Genomic DNA, 17,805 nt, shown 5'->3' on the forward strand with positions numbered 1-17,805 from the left:
ATTTATATGAAAAACATAACCAATAAAATCCGAATTCTAGTAATTTTTTCGCTAGTGTTGCTTAACGTTAGTTGTGATCAGATTTCAAAAACTGTAGTAAGACAAACTATTGAAAAGGATGAAAAAATACACCTTTTTGATGACAACTTTGTATTAACCAAAGTAGAAAACACTGGTGCTGCTTATAGTTTAGGATCAGATCTTGCTCCAGTTCTAAAAATTATTTTATTACAAATATTACCAATTCTAGTACTACTATTTTTACTTAGACTTCTTATTATAAAAACTAATTACTCTAAAGAAACTATTGTAGGTTTTACTTTTATTATTGGAGGCGGAATTGGAAATCTTTATGATCGCATTGTTCATGGTTCGGTTACTGATTTTATGATCATGGATATAGGAATTATAAAAACTGAGATTTTTAATATGGCTGATGTTTCTATTATGTTGGGTTCCTTCATTATTTTAATCACTGCTTTGATTACCAAGAAAGATACTTTCTTTAGAGAAACTACGAATTAATATGGCTTGGATACAGGAAATCACTTTCGAAAATGCGAAAGGACAGCTAAAACGACTTTATGAACGAGTTAAAGGACCAAATAATAATGTCGATAATGTCTTATCCATTCATAGCCTAAGACCTCATACTTTAGTGGGTCATATGGGATTATATAAAAATGTATTGCATAATTCTAATAATACATTACCAAAATGGTATTTAGAAACGCTAGGTGTCTATGTAAGTTTTTTAAATCAATGTGATTATTGTGTCGCACATCATAGCGCGGGATTAAAGCGTTTACTTGCTGATGATCTAAAATTCGAACAAATCGCCAATTGTATTCAGAAAGATGACGCAGCTTCTTATTTTGATACAAAATACCTTGAAGGAATGCAGTATGCTAAAAAATTGACCTTATCCCATCATACTATTACAAAAATGGATATTGATTCGTTGAGAGATCATAATTTAACGGATGGAGAGATTTTAGAAATCAATCAAGTGGTAAGTTATTTTAATTATGTAAATCGTACAGTTGTCGGACTTGGAGTAAATACTGATGGAGATATCATAGGATTATCTCCAAATGATTCTAACGATCCAGATAACTGGGGACACTCTTAAAAAAACATCAACTAGGCTGATTGTGGATAAATATCAGTTCTCAAGAGGTTCCCTATATTTTACAATATCGATTCCTATTCCATTTGGATCTTCGATAGCAAAGTGTCTTTCTCCCCAAGGTTCATCTCTTAATCCAACTTTAATAGCTATATCTTTTGTTTTCATCTCTTCATATAACTGATCTAAATCATCCACTTCGATTGTTAGATACATACCTTGTCCCATAAAAGGTTTATGAAAAAATGGCTGCTGTGTCGGATGATTGGGTAAAAGAAAACTTAAAGTATCCCTAGCATTAGGTGTTTTGAGAAGAAGATAAAAATCATTTTCAAATTTTACAGCAAACCCCAATGCTTTAATGTAAAACTCCTTGGTCTCTTTTAATTTAGTTGTTAAAATACCAGCATTTAATCTCATTATAAAAAAGGTTTTAGTTGTATCCTAAAATTACAATATTCACCTTTTTTTGTTTATAGATTTAATCAATTATTAACAAGTAATGTCATTGCGATTTCAACCAGTCAGATTTTTTTAGCGTATAGAAGTTGAGTATTTCATTATCATATTCAAAAGTCTCCACAAACTGTAATCCCACTTTTTTTAGGACTGTATTAGACGCGATATGTTGGATTTCTGCTGCTGCACTAATTTCTTCAAGATTTAATTTTTCGAATCCATACTTTAATGAAGCTATCGCCGTTTCTGTGGCGATTCCGTTTCCCCAATATTTTTTTATAAGTCGATACCCTATATCGTAATAATTAAATTCCTTTCGTAATTCTTTCTCATATTTTAGACCAGACCAGCCTATAAAATCATTCGTTTTCTTATCTATCACTGCCCATCTGCCTATTCCATTGTCGATATACTGAGCTCTTATCATATCAATAACTTTTTGTGCCTCTTCTATGGTTTTTATAGGTCGTTTACCCAAAAACTCATGAACATCAGGATCAGAATCTAGTTCAAACATTCCTTTATCATCATATGTCTCAAGTTCTCTTAAGAAGAATCTGTCAGTTTCTACGTGTATTTTCATTTGATATACTTTACATTGAATCCTTTCAACACTTAGTTTGAATCATCTATTATGCTCTAAAACTTATTCTTACTCAATTTATTAATTATAATTTTATCATACTAAATTATTTAATGTTGTTTTTAAGAAGCTTTATACGCTACATTAATAAACAAAAAAAGCGTAACCTTGGGTTACGCTTTTCGAATACAGTTATTTTATGTCAATGATTATACTACAAACAAAGGTTTGTCTGCCATCATTGCATTTACATCATTTGCAATATTATGCAGCTCTTCTTCATTTTCTACGTTGTTAATGACACGATCTATTAGCTCTACAATTGCCAACATATCATCTTCTTTTAATCCACGTGTTGTTACTGCAGCAACTCCAATACGAATACCAGAGGTTACAAACGGAGATTTATCATCAAACGGTACCATGTTTTTATTTACCGTAATTTCTGCTACTCCTAAAGCCTCTTCTGCCTCTTTACCAGTAACCCCTTTATTTCTAAGGTCGATTAACATCATATGGTTATCTGTACCTTCAGAAATCACTTCGTATCCTTTCTTTACAAATGCATCTGCCATGGTGGCTGCATTTTTCTTTACCTGAATAATGTAATGTAAAAACTCATCTGTTAATGCTTCTCCAAAAGCTATTGCCTTTGCAGCAATAATATGCTCTAACGGTCCTCCTTGATTTCCAGGAAAAACAGCACTATCTAATAAAGAAGACATCATTCGCTTTTTACCACTTTTAAGGGTAATACCGAATGGATTTTCAAAATCTTTACCCATTATGATCAGTCCTCCTCTTGGTCCTCTTAATGTTTTATGAGTTGTTGTTGTTACAACGTGACAATGAGGTACTGGATCTGCGATAACCCCTTTGGCGATTAAACCAGCAGGATGCGCTATATCTGCTAACAAAATTGCTCCTACACTATCAGCAATTTCTCTAAATCTTTTGTAATCGATCTCTCTAGAATAAGCAGATGCTCCTGCAATAATTAATTGAGGCTTTTCTGCTGTAGCAATTTCCTGAATTTTATCATAATTCAATCTACCTGTCTCCTTCTCTACACCATAAAAAACTGGATTGTATAGTTTACCAGAAAAGTTTACCGGAGATCCATGTGTTAAATGTCCTCCATGAGAAAGGTCAAATCCTAAAATTTTATCTCCTGGTTTAAGACAAGCATGGTATACTGCGGTATTTGCTTGTGATCCTGAATGTGGTTGTACGTTAGCATATTCTGCTCCGAACAATTCTTTAGCACGATCGATAGCGATTTGCTCCACCACATCTACCACAGAACATCCTCCGTAATATCTCTTACCAGGATATCCTTCTGCATATTTATTAGTTAAAACTGAACCGGCTGCTTCCATAACCTGTTCACTTACAAAATTTTCTGAAGCGATCAATTCCAATCCGTTGATCTGGCGCTCTTTTTCGTCTTGAATTAAATCAAAAATCTGCTCGTCGCGTTGCATGTTGTATTGTTTATAAAATAGATCTTCAAAAATAGGAACATTCCATAAAATAAATCTATGGAATAACAATAAATTTCAACATTTTCTTCACAATTAAAAATATCACATTTTTTAGTTAACTTTCACAGAAATAAAATATATAAAACGTTCTATTATTATATATTTGATCATAAGAAGTACCAACACTTATTAAAAGAAAAATAATGCCCTTAACAGCAAATAACCCAAATAGAAAAACCTGGATCGATACTCCTACAAATACCGATTTTCCGATTCAAAACATTCCTTTTGGCGTATTCCTTACCAGAGATGACGTCATTACTATAGGAACCAGAATTGGAGATACTGCTATAGATCTTGGTGCTTTGCATCAACTAGGTTATTTTGAAGGAATTCCTCTAACCGACGATATTTTTTTACAAGATTCTTTGAATGATTTTATATCCGATGGTAAAAAAACCTGGAGACTAGTACGCAATCGAATTGCTGAAATTTTTGATGCAAAAAATAATGCACTAAAAAAGAATAAAGAACATTGCAAAATTGTGCTCTTTACACTAGATGAAATTGAAATGCAGTTGCCAGTTACCGTTGGTGATTATACAGATTTCTATAGTAGTATTGAGCATGCTACTAACGTAGGAACCATGTTTAGGGATCCAGATAATGCGTTATTACCTAATTGGCTACATATCCCAGTAGGATATCATGGTCGTAGTAGTTCTATCATACCTTCAGGAATTCCTGTGCATAGACCACAAGGGCAAAAACTTATAAATGGGACCGAAAAACCTATTTTTGGACCATCTAGATTGGTGGATTTTGAATTAGAGATGGCGTTTATTACTACAGATGCCAATTTACTAGGAGAACCTATACCTATTGAAGAAGCTGAGGATTATATTTTTGGTTTAGTTTTATTTAATGATTGGAGTGCCAGAGATATTCAGAAATGGGAATATGTTCCGTTAGGACCATTTTTAGCAAAAAACTTTGCTTCCTCTATTTCTCCATGGATTGTAACACTAGATGCACTAGAACCTTATCGTGTTGCAGGGCCAAAACCTATCAAAGAGCAGCTTCCTTATTTACAATATGAAGGCGATAAAAGTTTTGATATTCATCTAGAGGTAGCCATACAACCAGAAAAAGCAAAAGAAACTGTTGTTTGTAGAAGTAATTTCAAACATATGTATTGGAACATGTCTCAACAGCTAGCACATCATACAATTAATGGATGTCCTGTAAATTCTGGAGATATGATGGGTAGTGGAACGATCTCCGGTCCTACTCCGGATTCTTTCGGATCTATGTTAGAACTTAGTTGGCGTGGAGAAAAACCGGTTCAACTGGATGAAGGAGGAAGTCGTAAATTTATTGAAGATAACGATACCGTAATTATGAGAGGGCATTGTGAAAAAGATGGTGTTCGAATAGGATTTGGAGAAGTGTCTACCAAACTGTTACCAATATTTAAAAAATAAAGATCAACAATTCTTAAATAAAAACCTCAAAGAGTGACTTTGAGGTTTTTTTGTTAACTTTTGGCATCAAAATTGAATAAGTGTCCCCCAAACGCATGATATTATGAAAAGAAAACTACTTGTATTTTTAATCACTATTGCTTTATATTCCTGTGGTGGTAAAAAAAAGACGGTTACTGCATTAAATACTGGTAACTACGATCAAGCCATCAATACTTCAGTAAGTAAATTAAGAACTAATAAACACAAAAAAGGGAAGCAAGATTATATTCTTATCCTAGAAGAAGCTTTTGCCAAAGCTGTAGATAGAGATATGAATGCGATCGCTTTTATGGAAAAAGAAGGAAATCCTGCTAATCTAGAACGTATTTACAACTCTTATAACACCCTTAAAACCAGACAAGAAAGAATTAGACCGTTATTACCTCTATTCCACGTAGAACAAGGGCGTAATGCAAATTTTACTTTTGATAATTACGATGATGAAATTCTGAATACAAAAGAACAATTATCAACCTATCTGTATGATAGTGCAAAATCCCTGTTATCCAAAGCAAGAAGAAAAAGCGATTATCGCAAAGTATATGATGATTTGGTGTATCTAAATAAAATTAATCCAAACTATAAAAACACCAATGATTTAATTGAAGAAGCTCATTTTAAAGGAACTGATTTTGTAAAAGTAAGTTTGAAAAACAACACCAATGTGATCATCCCAAGGCGTTTAGAAAATGACTTATTAAATTTCAGTACATATGGATTAAACGATTTATGGACTGTATACCATAATGAACCACAACGTTCTATAAATTATGATTATTTAATGGAAGTGTCCTTTAGGGAAATAAATATCTCTCCAGAACAGATTAGAGAAAGACAACTAGAACGAGAAAAATTAATAAAAGATGGTTGGGAATATCTATTAGATGAAAATGATGATTTCGTTTTGGATGAAGATGGAAAGAAAATTAAGGTCGACAAAATGGTTACTGTAAGATGCGAATATTATGAATTTATGCAGTTTAAAGAGGCTCAAGTGGTCGGAAACGTTCAATATCGTAATCTTAACACCAAACAATTATTAGATGCTTTTCCTTTATCTAGCACCTATGTTTTTGAACATATTTATGCTAATTATAATGGCGATAAACGTGCTTTAGATGATGACTTAATTAGATATTTAGGCTTACAAGCTGTACAATTCCCAACTAACGAACAGATGGTATACGATTCTGGTCAAGACTTAAAGAATAAACTAAAAAGTATTATAACTAGGTATCGATTTAATTAATACTTTATCGTAAGTCCTAACTCAGAAAAAACTTTGTTATTTCCCTGTTTTTGATTATCAAATTCAAGAGTTAGATGAGATCGATTACTCTTTATGAACGATATATTTGAGAGCTCACTAAAATAATTAGTGAACTCTTTATATTTTTCTATAGTATTAACTTCAAATTCAACTTGAGTTAATGATTTGATTCTGTTTAAATGAATTTTAGGTTCATTATTAGCCTTCTTTTCATTTCTGTAAGGAAGCCTAAAAGTCCACGGTAACACTGGATTTTCGTTGTTAGAGATGATGTCTATCGACATCCCTTTCGGGAAATAATCTGGTTGATACACCTCGCTGTTTTCAAAAAGTTGATCTGTAGCTTCCGAATTTACCAAGCATAATCCATATCGTGAGTAACCATTTTTAGTAAATTGAGAACGCTCCCAAAGCGTCGTTGGCGAAGTAATATCATTTTGAATTTCTTTTTCATTGATAACCCATAAAACCTCAAGAAAGAAATTTTCGAAATAAAACTTACGATTTGTAGTGCCTTGCCCTGGATGAACTCGACTACTACCTTCTATGAAACCAAAATTGAGTAAATCGTCTGCTTCTTTTCCATTATTATCAGAAAATATAAATATATGATCAACTTCCATTTTCATTTAATAATAGTGCTAACTTGTAATCGATATACTCTACACAAACTGATGCAATACCTGAGCATCTATAGCGCTATGCGAAGCATGATGCACTGTTTCTCCATTTCTAATTACGATAAACTGTGGAGACTCATGATACACCTGAAATTTAGCCGCAATTTCGGATGAGATATCTCTGTGATTTAATAAATCTAAATAATATAAGTCTACCTGATTTTCAGAAACATCAAAACTACTTTCAAAATTTTTAATCACCATTCTACTAATCCCACAACGGGTAGAATGTTTAAAAATAGCTTGCGTTTTACTCTTTGAAGCTTCTGCAATTGTATCTAATTGCTCCAAAGATTTCAATTCTTGCCAAGGTAAGGCTTGTTTTTCTTCTTTAGGTTCTTTGTCTTCTGACCCAAATATTTTTCCGAATAATCCCATGCAATTTTTATTTATTAAGTCGTGCAAAAATACTAAAAATTACGGCTAGATTTCTATTCCAAAAAAATAGCGAGTTCCTAAGAACTCGCTATACCAATAAAACAAATATACAATCAAGGATTCTATGATTTTATAAATTTTAAAACTGCTTTAGTCTTATTTTCTGTAAGTATATATAAGCCATTGCTAAGCTCGGAAACATCAACCTGTGTAATCTTATTAGAAAGTTTTACTTTCTTCACTACCCTTCCGGTTAGGTCTGTAATTTTAAACTCGTGTTCTTTTCTTAAACCTATTAACGATATTGAAGTTTTTGCAGGGTTAGGGAATATAACCACATCTTGTAAATCAAAATCACCTACAGATAAAGCAGAAGTAGAAAACTCAATACTATTGATGTTAAATAAAAATCCGTTCCCTCCACTATAAGAAAATCGAATATTTTGATTACCAGAGATAAGATTAACAGAAGTACTAATTGTATTCCAGCTTTGCCATCCTCCAGTATTCGAAACATCTACGGAACCTATTACTGTTTGATCATTCAAAATATTAATAGTTCCTCCTTGAGAATTGGATGCTATTCTAAAAGACACTTCGTAAGTTCCATCAGTTTCAACAAAAGATTGATATGTGGTATAATCACCATTTTCTATATAGCCAATATTCATGCCTCCACCAGTATCACTTGTAGTTTCCCTCTGTATACCTTGAGCTGTCGTATATTCTTCAGCTTCAATGATTCCAGGAATAGTATGTAAAATTGTACATGTATTAAGTTCATCTACAGGACAATCATCATCAGCATTAGATACATATCCTGTTGGTTGTGTACATGCAGAAACAACATCAGTATTATCTCCTAAACCATCATTATCTGTATCCGCATACCAATTAGTGGGATTAGTACAATTTTGAACACAGTTTTCATTTTCTCCTGGTAAACCATAACATCCTAATCCATTTGGCCCCAGAGTGATATCCCAATCAATTCCTGCAACCCAATTATCACCATTAAACTCATATGCTCCAGCATCTGGATTAGCTCCATTAAATCCATCGGTAATACCATTGATTACTCTTCCTGCATCTATGGCAGCAGATCCCTGACTTAAGTTGAAATTTCCATTGGCAATACTTATATAAGAATCCGAATTGACGACTATATTATTTTGTTTATCTGACTGTGGTTCCCATTCTCCTTTAAAGCCCAAATTATTCCATACCTTCACATTGGTAAACGATGTTCCTTCTTTATGCCAAGCTCCCATCTCATCAGAGTTGTTATAAAAGGTATTATTAAAAACATCTATATCTTTTCCATCCCAATTGATTTGAACACCTGTCCATTCTGTATTCCAAACCACATTATGATGTACAGAAAAAGCTTCTGCATCATTATCTAAATAAATCCCTGCTGCTTTATTTTTAGATCCGCGAGAAGCAGTATCATGAAACCAATTATGGTGTATTTCTGTGTTTTGTGGTCCACCAACGGTGTAAAAGGTTGCACAATCATCTGCTATTAAATTACTTCGATATACATCGTTATAGGCAATCTCGCATCGGTTTCCATTAAAATTGATACCATCTCGCCCTCCATTAAAAATAGTATTGTTCAAAATTTTATTATCAGTTCCTCCTCTTGCAACTAAAGGGGCATCATAAGATCCTAAATAATTAAAATCATGAATATAGGAGTTACGGACTTCGTTAAACTGTCCTCCCAAACGTAATCCAGTAGCTGCGCTAAATGCTATCTCGCATTTTTCTATCACATTTCTTGAACCATTTACCTCTACGCTAGGTTTTCCTGCATTAAATCCTCTGAAAATTCCTTGTGTATGATTACCATAAAATGAAGAAACTCCAAATAACACATTATTATTCGAATTGTTCTTTAACTCTATGGCTCCGCCAAAAACAGCCAAATTTCTAACTTCTATATAGTTTCTACCATTAAGATCTATAGTTAATCTTCGTTTTCTCATTCGCACCATACCGTCTTGTGGAGCATTCCCATTCGGTAATTGTACAAAAAGTTCCTTGGTGTTTTCGTTAAACCACCATTCATTTTGATAATCAAGAGCTGCCTTTACACCTTCTAAATAAAAGTCACCAAAATCACCAGGAGCATGAAAAGTTCTAATCCATGTTGGATTTTTGTCTAGATTAAAATTTACTCTTCCTGCTGAACTTGATGTAATAAAAGATTTCCAGGCAATCCAACCAGATCCTGGTTTATCACCATAAAAAAATACAGAACCTCCAGTCCAATCGATATTTGGGATTTGTGATGAAGTTAAAAAAGCATTATTTACCACATCTGGCCCACTTCCACCATCATTACGCAAAGAATTGAGTGTAAAAGGTTCTCCGTCTGTATTATTTGGCCATCTTGCAAGATCTAATGCTGTGCTTCCATTCATCACAAAATTTTCTTGTCCCAACGAATCAAAATTTATCGTTGTTTTATAAATAGTTCCAGAATCATTGGACCATCCGCTAAGTGATTGCATTGCAGAAATAATCACTTTTTCACCAGGATATGATGTAAATACAATTGGATTTCCAGCAGTACCTGAATTCGAAGGTTTGAGTATCTCTTCATAAGTACCTTCTCTAATATATACGATATCTCCAGCAACAGCTACAGATGCTGCTTTAGTTATTGTCTTGTAAGGATTGTCTATAGATCCATTATTAGCGTCATCCCCATCCATAGCTACATAAATATCTCTTGAATACGCAGTACTATTAGATAAAAATAACATAGCAATACATACTATGAGTGTTTGTTTAAAAGCGTCCATGTGATTAGTTGTTTTTTTAGAGGCTAATGACCTCTTTTTTTCCAATTTTGGTTGAAAATATATCACTTATCATAAGGGTTACTATGTAAAACTAGAATTCGTTTGGAATGATTGAGAATATGTCAACTTATCAATAATATTTAAAAAAGTATCATCTATCTATAACAAATAAAATACTTAGATACTACGATAGAATTTGTATAAATTAATTATCTTAAGGTTGCTAGTAACAAATCAAATCTACAACACAAAAAAGACAAAACGTCACAAAAAACAAGAGGTTTCACGACATTTTGGCATTTGTATAACAAAGGAATGCTATTTGATTTTAGCTAGTTCAAAACAAAAAGATACACTATGAATTTCAATAATTTCACTATAAAATCACAAGAGGCTATACAGCAAGCCCAACAGCTTGCTCAGAGTTATGGTCATCAACAAATAGAAAACGAACACATCTTTAAAGCTATATTTAATGTAGATGAAAATGTGCTTCCTTTCTTGTTAAAAAAACTAAATGTAAATATTACTATTTTACAACAGGTATTAGATAGTACTTTAGAAAGTTTTCCAAAGGTAAATGGAGGAGATATGCAATTATCTCGAGAAGCGGGAAAATCTCTTAATGAAGCTAGTATTATTGCTAAATCGATGCAAGATGAATTCGTTTCTATTGAACATTTGATCATTGCTATTTTTAAATCTAAAAGTAAGATTGGTCAAATCTTAAAGGATCAAGGAGTTACCGAAAAGCATCTAAAAGAAGCGATTAATGAAATTAGAAAAGGAGAACGAGTTACTTCACAAAGTGCAGAAGAAACCTATCAATCCTTGAGTAAATATGCTAAAAACTTAAATGAATTAGCTGAAAATGGTAAACTAGATCCTGTTATTGGAAGAGATGAAGAGATTCGTAGAATTCTACAAATCTTATCCAGAAGAACAAAAAATAACCCTATGCTGGTAGGAGAACCTGGAACAGGAAAAACGGCCATTGCAGAAGGATTAGCGCATAGGATTATAGCAGGAGACATTCCAGAAAACTTAAAGGATAAACAAATTTATTCTTTAGATATGGGAGCACTAATTGCTGGTGCAAAGTTCAAAGGAGAGTTTGAAGAGCGATTAAAGGCAGTTGTTAAAGAAGTTACTGCCAGCGATGGTAATATCGTGTTGTTTATTGATGAAATACATACGCTAGTGGGTGCTGGCGGAGGTCAAGGTGCTATGGACGCGGCAAATATTCTAAAACCTGCATTAGCGAGAGGAGAACTAAGAGCTATTGGAGCAACTACATTAGATGAGTATCAAAAATACTTTGAAAAAGACAAAGCATTAGAACGACGTTTCCAAAAGGTTGTAGTTGATGAACCCGACACAGAAAGTGCTATCTCTATTCTTAGAGGAATCAAAGAAAAATACGAAACACATCATAAAGTAAGAATTAAAGATGAAGCAATTATTGCCGCGGTAGAACTTTCTCAACGATATATAACAAATCGTTTTTTACCAGACAAAGCTATTGATCTGATGGATGAAGCTGCTTCTAAACTTAGAATGGAAATCAATTCTAAACCTGAAGAGCTAGACGTATTAGATCGAAAGATTATGCAATTAGAAATTGAAATTGAAGCGATTAAACGTGAAAATGATGCTTCAAAACTAAAATCTTTAAATGCAGATTTAGCAAACTTTAAAGAAGAACGCAATGAGATTTTCTCCAAATGGCAAAGCGAAAAAGAAGTTGTAGACGCTATTCAGAATACTAAAACTGCCATTGAAGAATATAAACTTGAAGCAGAACGGGCAGAACGTAACGGTGATTATGGAAAAGTAGCAGAATTACGCTATGGAAAAATTAAAGATGCTCAGGAAAATTTAGAAGTATTACAAGAACAATTGAGTCAACAACAACATAAATCTTCTTTGATTAAAGAAGAAGTTACTAATGATGATATTGCAGAGGTTGTTGCCAAATGGACCGGAATTCCTGTAACTAAAATGTTACAAAGTGATCGTGAAAAACTTTTAGTTTTAGAAAAAGAGTTACAAAAGCGTGTCGTTGGGCAATCTGAAGCAATTCAGGCAGTAAGTGATGCTGTTAGACGAAGCCGTGCAGGATTACAAGATCAGAAAAAGCCAATTGGTTCTTTCTTATTCTTAGGAACCACAGGAGTTGGTAAAACCGAACTTGCTAAGGCATTGGCAGAATACTTATTTAATGATGAAAGTGCCATGACTCGAATTGATATGAGCGAATATCAGGAGCGACATTCAGTGAGCAGATTAGTTGGTGCACCTCCTGGATATGTAGGATATGATGAAGGAGGACAACTTACAGAAGCAGTAAGAAGAAAACCATACTCTGTTGTACTGTTAGACGAAATTGAAAAAGCACATCCAGATACGTTTAATATCTTATTACAAGTACTAGATGAAGGTCGTTTAACAGATAATAAAGGAAGAACTGCTGATTTTAGAAATACAATTATTATTATGACCAGCAATATGGGAAGCCATATTATTCAGGAAAAGTTTGAAGCTATCAAAGATATAGACACTGCAATGGAAAGTGCTAAAATCGAAGTATTAGGCCTACTGAAACAAGCTGTACGTCCAGAATTTCTTAATAGAATTGACGATATCATTATGTTTACTCCATTAACTAAAGCAAACATCCAAGAAATCGTGAGATTGCAACTAAAAAATGTTTCAGTAATGTTGGCACAACAAAATATTACCTTAGATGCTACTGAAGAAGCGATTAACTTTTTATCTAAAAAAGGGTTCCAACCAGAATTTGGTGCAAGACCTGTAAAAAGAACGATACAAAAAGAAGTGTTGAATGCGCTTTCCAAAGAAATCCTTGCGGGAAAAGTATCTACCGATAGTATTATATTATTGGATGAATTTGATAACAATTTGGTATTTCGAAATCAAACAGATCTTGTGATGTAATAAACTGTAATTGTTTTAAATATATACCTTTATGAAGGGCAAATTTTAGTAAAATTTGCCCTTTTCTCGTTTTATTAAAAAACTTTTGATCATCTCTATCTATATGAAAACACTTGATATTACGGTTTTACCGTAGTTATTAACAAATACATTCTTACATAGTTGATAAAATTTTCTTACGTGAGATGAACTTTTAAGTAACTTGCCATCGATGAAACCAGCTTTAATTGTATATATCTACCTCTGCGCATGCACTTTAACTTTTGCTCAAAGTAAGAAAGAAATTTTTGCTGATATTAAGAACAAGTATTCATTAATTAGAGAATTAGTAGATAATAATACACTTAGACAATTTTATACCGATTATACCTGTGAAGAATCTCTGGAAAAAGGCTCCATTACATTCTATTATAATAGTAGGGAATTAAAACTTATTGTACATCGGTATACCCAAGGGAGAGTTTCTTATGAAGATGAATACTATGTTTGGGATAATGAATTATTTTTCGAATTCTCTAAACACAAGGTCCGATATAAAGACTATAAGCACTCAAAAAAGAAAAAAGTTAAAAAAATAGATGTTGTTCTCAACTTAGAAGAACGATTCTACTTTTATAATTTACTTCCTATTAAATGTCAATTCAAAGATTTCGAAACTAGGAGTAATAGAAGTAAAAACCCTAAGACCAACTATGTAAGAAACAAAAATACTAATTGCGAAGAAGCTGGCAGAATTCTTGAAAAATATAACATCCTATTAGATTTTCAAAATACAGAAATGGTTGATACTTGTGCTCTACCAAGAAGTATTGCAAAAATAATATCAGATGATGTTATTTATGGAAGTCTTGGTAGAAACTAATTTTAATGAATTATAATTCTTTTAGTTTCTGATTGTTGATCATAATACATTTTAGCAAAATAAACGCCTGGAGAAAGATTGAGGTTTACCCTTGTATTCTCTGCAATAGGTTGTGTTATTAATATCTTACCTAGTGTATCAAAAATCTCTAACCTTCCTTCTCTTCCATTTGTTTGGAATGTTATATAATCTCTTGCTGGGTTAGGATATATTAGAAACTGTGATTGTATATTTTCTGAAACTGATAACGTATTCGACCACGGTTGCCCTACATTGTTACCCCAAATATACTCTACCAGATCTGGTTGATCTATGAACGGATTGCGATTAAATTGCCAGGTATAAATAACATTATTTCTATTCATCTCAAAATCGTCTGGTGGATCATTACGATGCCAATCCAATAAGGTTGTTAAATCACCTAATTGACCAACAGTAGAATTATCTGGATTACCACTCACTACATCTAATCCATTATAACGTACGGTAAGAAAAAAGATACTACGTGCTACATCTCCTTGCCAACTTCCTTGATTTCCAGATGGGCCACTATATTCTCCATAATCCTGATTTCCTCTAGAACTATTCTCTGGACCATCTGTAGCTCTCAATCCATGGGCATCTGAATTAGCATGTCTTAATGAATCTGGTCTGGTTACTGTAAAGACATCTATACCATCTGCTATATCATCTTCTTCTATGCTATTAAAACCACCTCTAGATCTTGGATATGTATGTTCTCGATTCCATTTTCCTACATTACTCCCTCCACTAGACTGAAAATCTAATTTAGGGCGTTGTTGTTCTGTATACAACAACCAAACTTGATTACTATTTAACGGACTCTGATCAGCTTCTTTTAAAATATCGATAATGTCCGTGTACGTTTGGGCTCTCACGACTGAAGGATCTGCTATAATATCCTGGATTCCCTGAACCAAAACTCCATCTGATAATCCTTCTATAGCATTATAATAATCTTCTGGCGCTGTAGTAGTAACATTACCATATGTAGGATTCAAAGGAGTTCCCCAAGAAGCAACAGCAAAATCATTATCAACTATCCTGAGTTCTTTATTGTCATTAGTAAGTTTAAAATCATCTGGAATAGTTCCAAATGTAATTTTCATTACCTCATCTCCTTCATCATCCACATCATCTATCAATTGTATAGAGTTGGTTGTTGTATTTGTTCCGTTAAGAATCGTTACCGAGGTACTCCCAGAATAATCATCAGTTGTAAAATTTCCTTTGGTAATTGAAACCTCAAAGGTAAGATCGCTAGTAGCATTTGTTTCTGTAGTAAAAACCATATCAATAACGTCTCCTTCATCATAACTCTCCGCATTTGTTGAGATGGATATTCTATTAAACTGAATACCACTCCCATCATTAAGAGCTCCTGGTGTAGGGGTAGTTACTGTATAAGTACCATCTGCATTACGTTGAATCGACTCCGTAGTTTTATTGTTATTTTCGTCTTCATTAATTTGTTCGGTAAGTCCTAATAAGGTCATTAGTCCCATATCATCAGCATCGTCCGTATCATGAATTAAGGCATCAATTAAATTATTGGTAGTTGCCAACGTACCTTCTGGAAAATCAGTACCATTTCCTACATAAACAGCCACAGCATCCGCTCCGTTTTGGATAGTATTTTCGGATAACATCAAATCAGGAACTGGTGAAACTTCTGGTCCACCTACTAAAAAAACACCATTTGCATCTGTAGTAAAACCATCCAAATCTAAACTAAAATAACTAGAATCTCCTCCACTCGTTGAACCATTAAAAAGAACTAAAACGAATCCGTCTAGAGAGAAATTTGGATTATCCGATTTTAGTTCGATAAATTCTTGTGTATCCGTGCTAGGAGTATCCGAATCTAATTCGTTAATTACTAATTGCCCAAACGACAATTCCATTAGTAAACAGACAAAAATTGTAACATAAAGATGTTTCACAAACTTAATTTTTTAATGATAAGTTACTATATTACTGCAGCTTACCATATATTATATTCATAAAATAATAGCAGAACAAGATACGTATAATAAGTAGTTTATTAGATTATCTTATTATTAAAAAATTAGAAAAGAATTCGAGTTCTAAAAAAGCATAATATGTTAAATTAAAAACACAATATACCAATTGGTATATTATTCATTATATTTGATTCTGTAATTAAATATTGATGTACACTAAAGCTGAAAAAACTACTGAATTTATTATAGAGACCGTTGCGCCTATTTTTAATAAAAATGGATATGCAGCCACAAGCCTTAGTGATATTACAAAAGCAACAGGTTTAACCAAAGGAGCTATTTATGGTAATTTCAAAAATAAAGAAGAACTAGCCGTCGCTGCTTTTACCATGACAGTAAAAAGTATGCTCAGACGAATTACGGAGCATCAATCTTTAAGTAACTCACCAATCCAAAAACTCTTTTTAATCTCCGATTTTTATAGAAACTATTATAATTTCAGTCAGGAATTAGGAGGATGTCCAGTATTAAATATGGGCGTAGATGCTAAACACCAAAATTCAGCGCTTTTTAATTATGTTCAATACACCATAAACAAAATTCAAAATAATCTTGCATTACTAATTGATCAAGGAAAGGAATTACAGGAAATAAAACCCAATATAGACTCTCAATTATATGCCAAACGATTATACACTATGATTATTGGCGCCATATTTATGACACATACTATGGAAGATAATAGTTACTTATTACAAACTATGGATCAAATAGATACAATGATTCAATCCGAATTGAATCTCTAAATATTTTTTTAAACATTAATATACCAATCGGTATAAAACTTAAAAGTTATGACAACATTACCAAAAACCTTAGAAAGTAATGCTAAAATCAGATTTCAGCACTGCGATCCCTTCAACCACCTCAATAATGCTGAATATATAAACTATATGATTAATGCCAGAGAGGATCAAATCATAAGTAATTACAATTTAGATCTTTTTAAAATGGCCCGAACTCAAGGAATAAGTTGGGTAGTTGGAACAAATCAAATTGCTTATTTACGTCCTGCATTTCTTATGGAAGATATTATTATAGACTCTCAGCTTTTTTCCCTTACAGAAAATGAACTACATGTAGAGATACGCATGTGGAATCACGATAAAACCGAATTAAAAGCTGTGATGTGGAGTTCTTTTGTTCACTTTAATTTACTAAAACAAAAACGATGGAATCACACGAATGAATTGATGGAATTATTTACATCCATTGTAAATCCAATTAAATCACTTTCATTTAATGAAAGAATTTCTCAATTAAAACCACAAAAAGTGTAACATATCTTCTGGAGAGCAGTCTTATAATATACATCAATCAACAAAATCTAACCATTTATGAAAACTTCTGACAATCTTGGCTCCTCTCACAAGAAGAGAAGTTCTTATTTTTTTATTGCATTTTTTATAATTGCAATTTTATCCATGGCAGTAGTAGCCTGGAAATTAGGAGTGTTTGGATAATATTTTCAAAGTAATTTGAAAATATCAATATAAATCAAAGTCGTATTTCTTTATACTTGGGAAATACGACTTTTACTGCTTATTGTTATTTAAGAAATTAAATCAGGCCGATTTCAATTTTAATTAATGTATTTAGTTTTACATCCATAAAACAT

Annotated in this window: 16 protein-coding genes; 9 read left to right on the plus strand and 7 right to left on the minus strand. The window is 32.8% G+C overall.

The features are described from left to right. The first annotated feature begins 6 nt into the window (after window positions 1-6). Window positions 7-525: a signal peptidase II gene (gene lspA, locus Q1A73_RS04925; protein ID WP_299602350.1), complete on the plus strand. Its 519-nt coding sequence runs from the start codon at window positions 7-9 to the stop codon at window positions 523-525. A gap of 1 nt (window position 526) precedes the next feature. Further along, a complete protein-coding gene (locus Q1A73_RS04930) occupies window positions 527-1,132 on the plus strand; it encodes a peroxidase-related enzyme (protein ID WP_299602353.1) in 606 nt (201 codons plus the stop codon). 33 nt (window positions 1,133-1,165) lie between these two features. Here Q1A73_RS04930 and Q1A73_RS04935 read toward each other — a convergent pair whose 3' ends face one another. The 3 genes from Q1A73_RS04935 to glyA all read right to left on the minus strand — a co-directional run bounded on the left by Q1A73_RS04935 (window position 1,166) and on the right by glyA (window position 3,655). Continuing rightward, the gene (locus tag Q1A73_RS04935; protein WP_299602356.1) at window positions 1,166-1,549 is read right to left on the minus strand and encodes a VOC family protein; all 384 of its coding nucleotides are present in this window, start codon (window positions 1,547-1,549) and stop codon (window positions 1,166-1,168) included. Between the two features lie 85 nt (window positions 1,550-1,634). Further along, window positions 1,635-2,171, minus strand: a complete 537-nt coding sequence (locus Q1A73_RS04940) for a GNAT family N-acetyltransferase (RefSeq protein WP_299602360.1) — start codon at window positions 2,169-2,171, stop codon at window positions 1,635-1,637. 209 nt (window positions 2,172-2,380) lie between these two features. Further along, entirely contained in the window at window positions 2,381-3,655 is a 1,275-nt protein-coding gene (glyA, locus tag Q1A73_RS04945; RefSeq protein WP_299602365.1) for a serine hydroxymethyltransferase, read from the minus strand. A gap of 203 nt (window positions 3,656-3,858) precedes the next feature. Here glyA and fahA point away from each other — a divergent pair, with 203 nt between their 5' ends. Both fahA and Q1A73_RS04955 read left to right on the plus strand, forming a co-directional pair. Beyond that, entirely contained in the window at window positions 3,859-5,139 is a 1,281-nt protein-coding gene (fahA, locus tag Q1A73_RS04950) for a fumarylacetoacetase (protein WP_299602367.1), read from the plus strand. A 103-nt stretch (window positions 5,140-5,242) separates the two neighbouring features. Then, window positions 5,243-6,430 carry a hypothetical protein gene (locus Q1A73_RS04955; RefSeq protein WP_299602371.1) on the plus strand — a complete coding sequence of 396 codons (1,188 nt, stop codon included), beginning with the start codon at window positions 5,243-5,245 and terminating at the stop codon, window positions 6,428-6,430. Here Q1A73_RS04955 and Q1A73_RS04960 read toward each other — a convergent pair. The 3 genes from Q1A73_RS04960 to Q1A73_RS04970 all read right to left on the minus strand — a co-directional run bounded on the left by Q1A73_RS04960 (window position 6,427) and on the right by Q1A73_RS04970 (window position 10,322). Further along, a complete protein-coding gene (locus tag Q1A73_RS04960; RefSeq protein WP_299602373.1) occupies window positions 6,427-7,080 on the minus strand; it encodes a hypothetical protein in 654 nt (217 codons plus the stop codon). The genes Q1A73_RS04955 and Q1A73_RS04960 overlap by 4 nt on opposite strands. Window positions 7,081-7,113: 33 nt before the next feature. Next, on the minus strand, window positions 7,114-7,509 hold the full coding sequence (gene ytxJ, locus Q1A73_RS04965) for a bacillithiol system redox-active protein YtxJ (protein ID WP_299602376.1): 396 nt from the start codon (window positions 7,507-7,509) through the stop codon (window positions 7,114-7,116). 122 nt (window positions 7,510-7,631) lie between these two features. Beyond that, window positions 7,632-10,322 (minus strand): carbohydrate-binding protein, encoded by a 2,691-nt coding sequence (locus Q1A73_RS04970; RefSeq protein WP_299602378.1) that lies wholly within the window; start codon window positions 10,320-10,322, stop codon window positions 7,632-7,634. Between the two features lie 357 nt (window positions 10,323-10,679). Between Q1A73_RS04970 and clpB the strand changes: the two genes are divergently transcribed. Both clpB and Q1A73_RS04980 read left to right on the plus strand, forming a co-directional pair. Beyond that, window positions 10,680-13,280 (plus strand): ATP-dependent chaperone ClpB, encoded by a 2,601-nt coding sequence (gene clpB, locus Q1A73_RS04975; RefSeq protein WP_299602380.1) that lies wholly within the window; start codon window positions 10,680-10,682, stop codon window positions 13,278-13,280. Between the two features lie 211 nt (window positions 13,281-13,491). Continuing rightward, window positions 13,492-14,142 (plus strand): hypothetical protein, encoded by a 651-nt coding sequence (locus Q1A73_RS04980; protein WP_299602382.1) that lies wholly within the window; start codon window positions 13,492-13,494, stop codon window positions 14,140-14,142. 2 nt (window positions 14,143-14,144) lie between these two features. On the opposite strand, the gene Q1A73_RS04985 is transcribed toward Q1A73_RS04980, so the two are convergent. Further along, window positions 14,145-16,106, minus strand: coding sequence for an endonuclease (locus Q1A73_RS04985; RefSeq protein WP_366141420.1), 1,962 nt, complete (start codon window positions 16,104-16,106; stop codon window positions 14,145-14,147). A gap of 230 nt (window positions 16,107-16,336) precedes the next feature. Here Q1A73_RS04985 and Q1A73_RS04990 point away from each other — a divergent pair, with 230 nt between their 5' ends. Genes Q1A73_RS04990 through Q1A73_RS05000 form a run of 3 tightly spaced genes read left to right on the plus strand, consistent with a single transcriptional unit; the run spans window position 16,337 to window position 17,650 of the window. Next, window positions 16,337-16,933, plus strand: coding sequence for a TetR/AcrR family transcriptional regulator (locus Q1A73_RS04990; RefSeq protein ID WP_299602384.1), 597 nt, complete (start codon window positions 16,337-16,339; stop codon window positions 16,931-16,933). A 48-nt stretch (window positions 16,934-16,981) separates the two neighbouring features. Further along, entirely contained in the window at window positions 16,982-17,467 is a 486-nt protein-coding gene (locus Q1A73_RS04995; protein WP_299602386.1) for an acyl-CoA thioesterase, read from the plus strand. 57 nt (window positions 17,468-17,524) lie between these two features. Next, window positions 17,525-17,650, plus strand: coding sequence for a hypothetical protein (locus tag Q1A73_RS05000; RefSeq protein WP_299602388.1), 126 nt, complete (start codon window positions 17,525-17,527; stop codon window positions 17,648-17,650). Window positions 17,651-17,805: the final 155 nt, after the last annotated feature.

Source organism: uncultured Aquimarina sp., from assembly GCF_947492115.1.
Classification (GTDB): Bacteria; Bacteroidota; Bacteroidia; order Flavobacteriales; family Flavobacteriaceae; genus Aquimarina.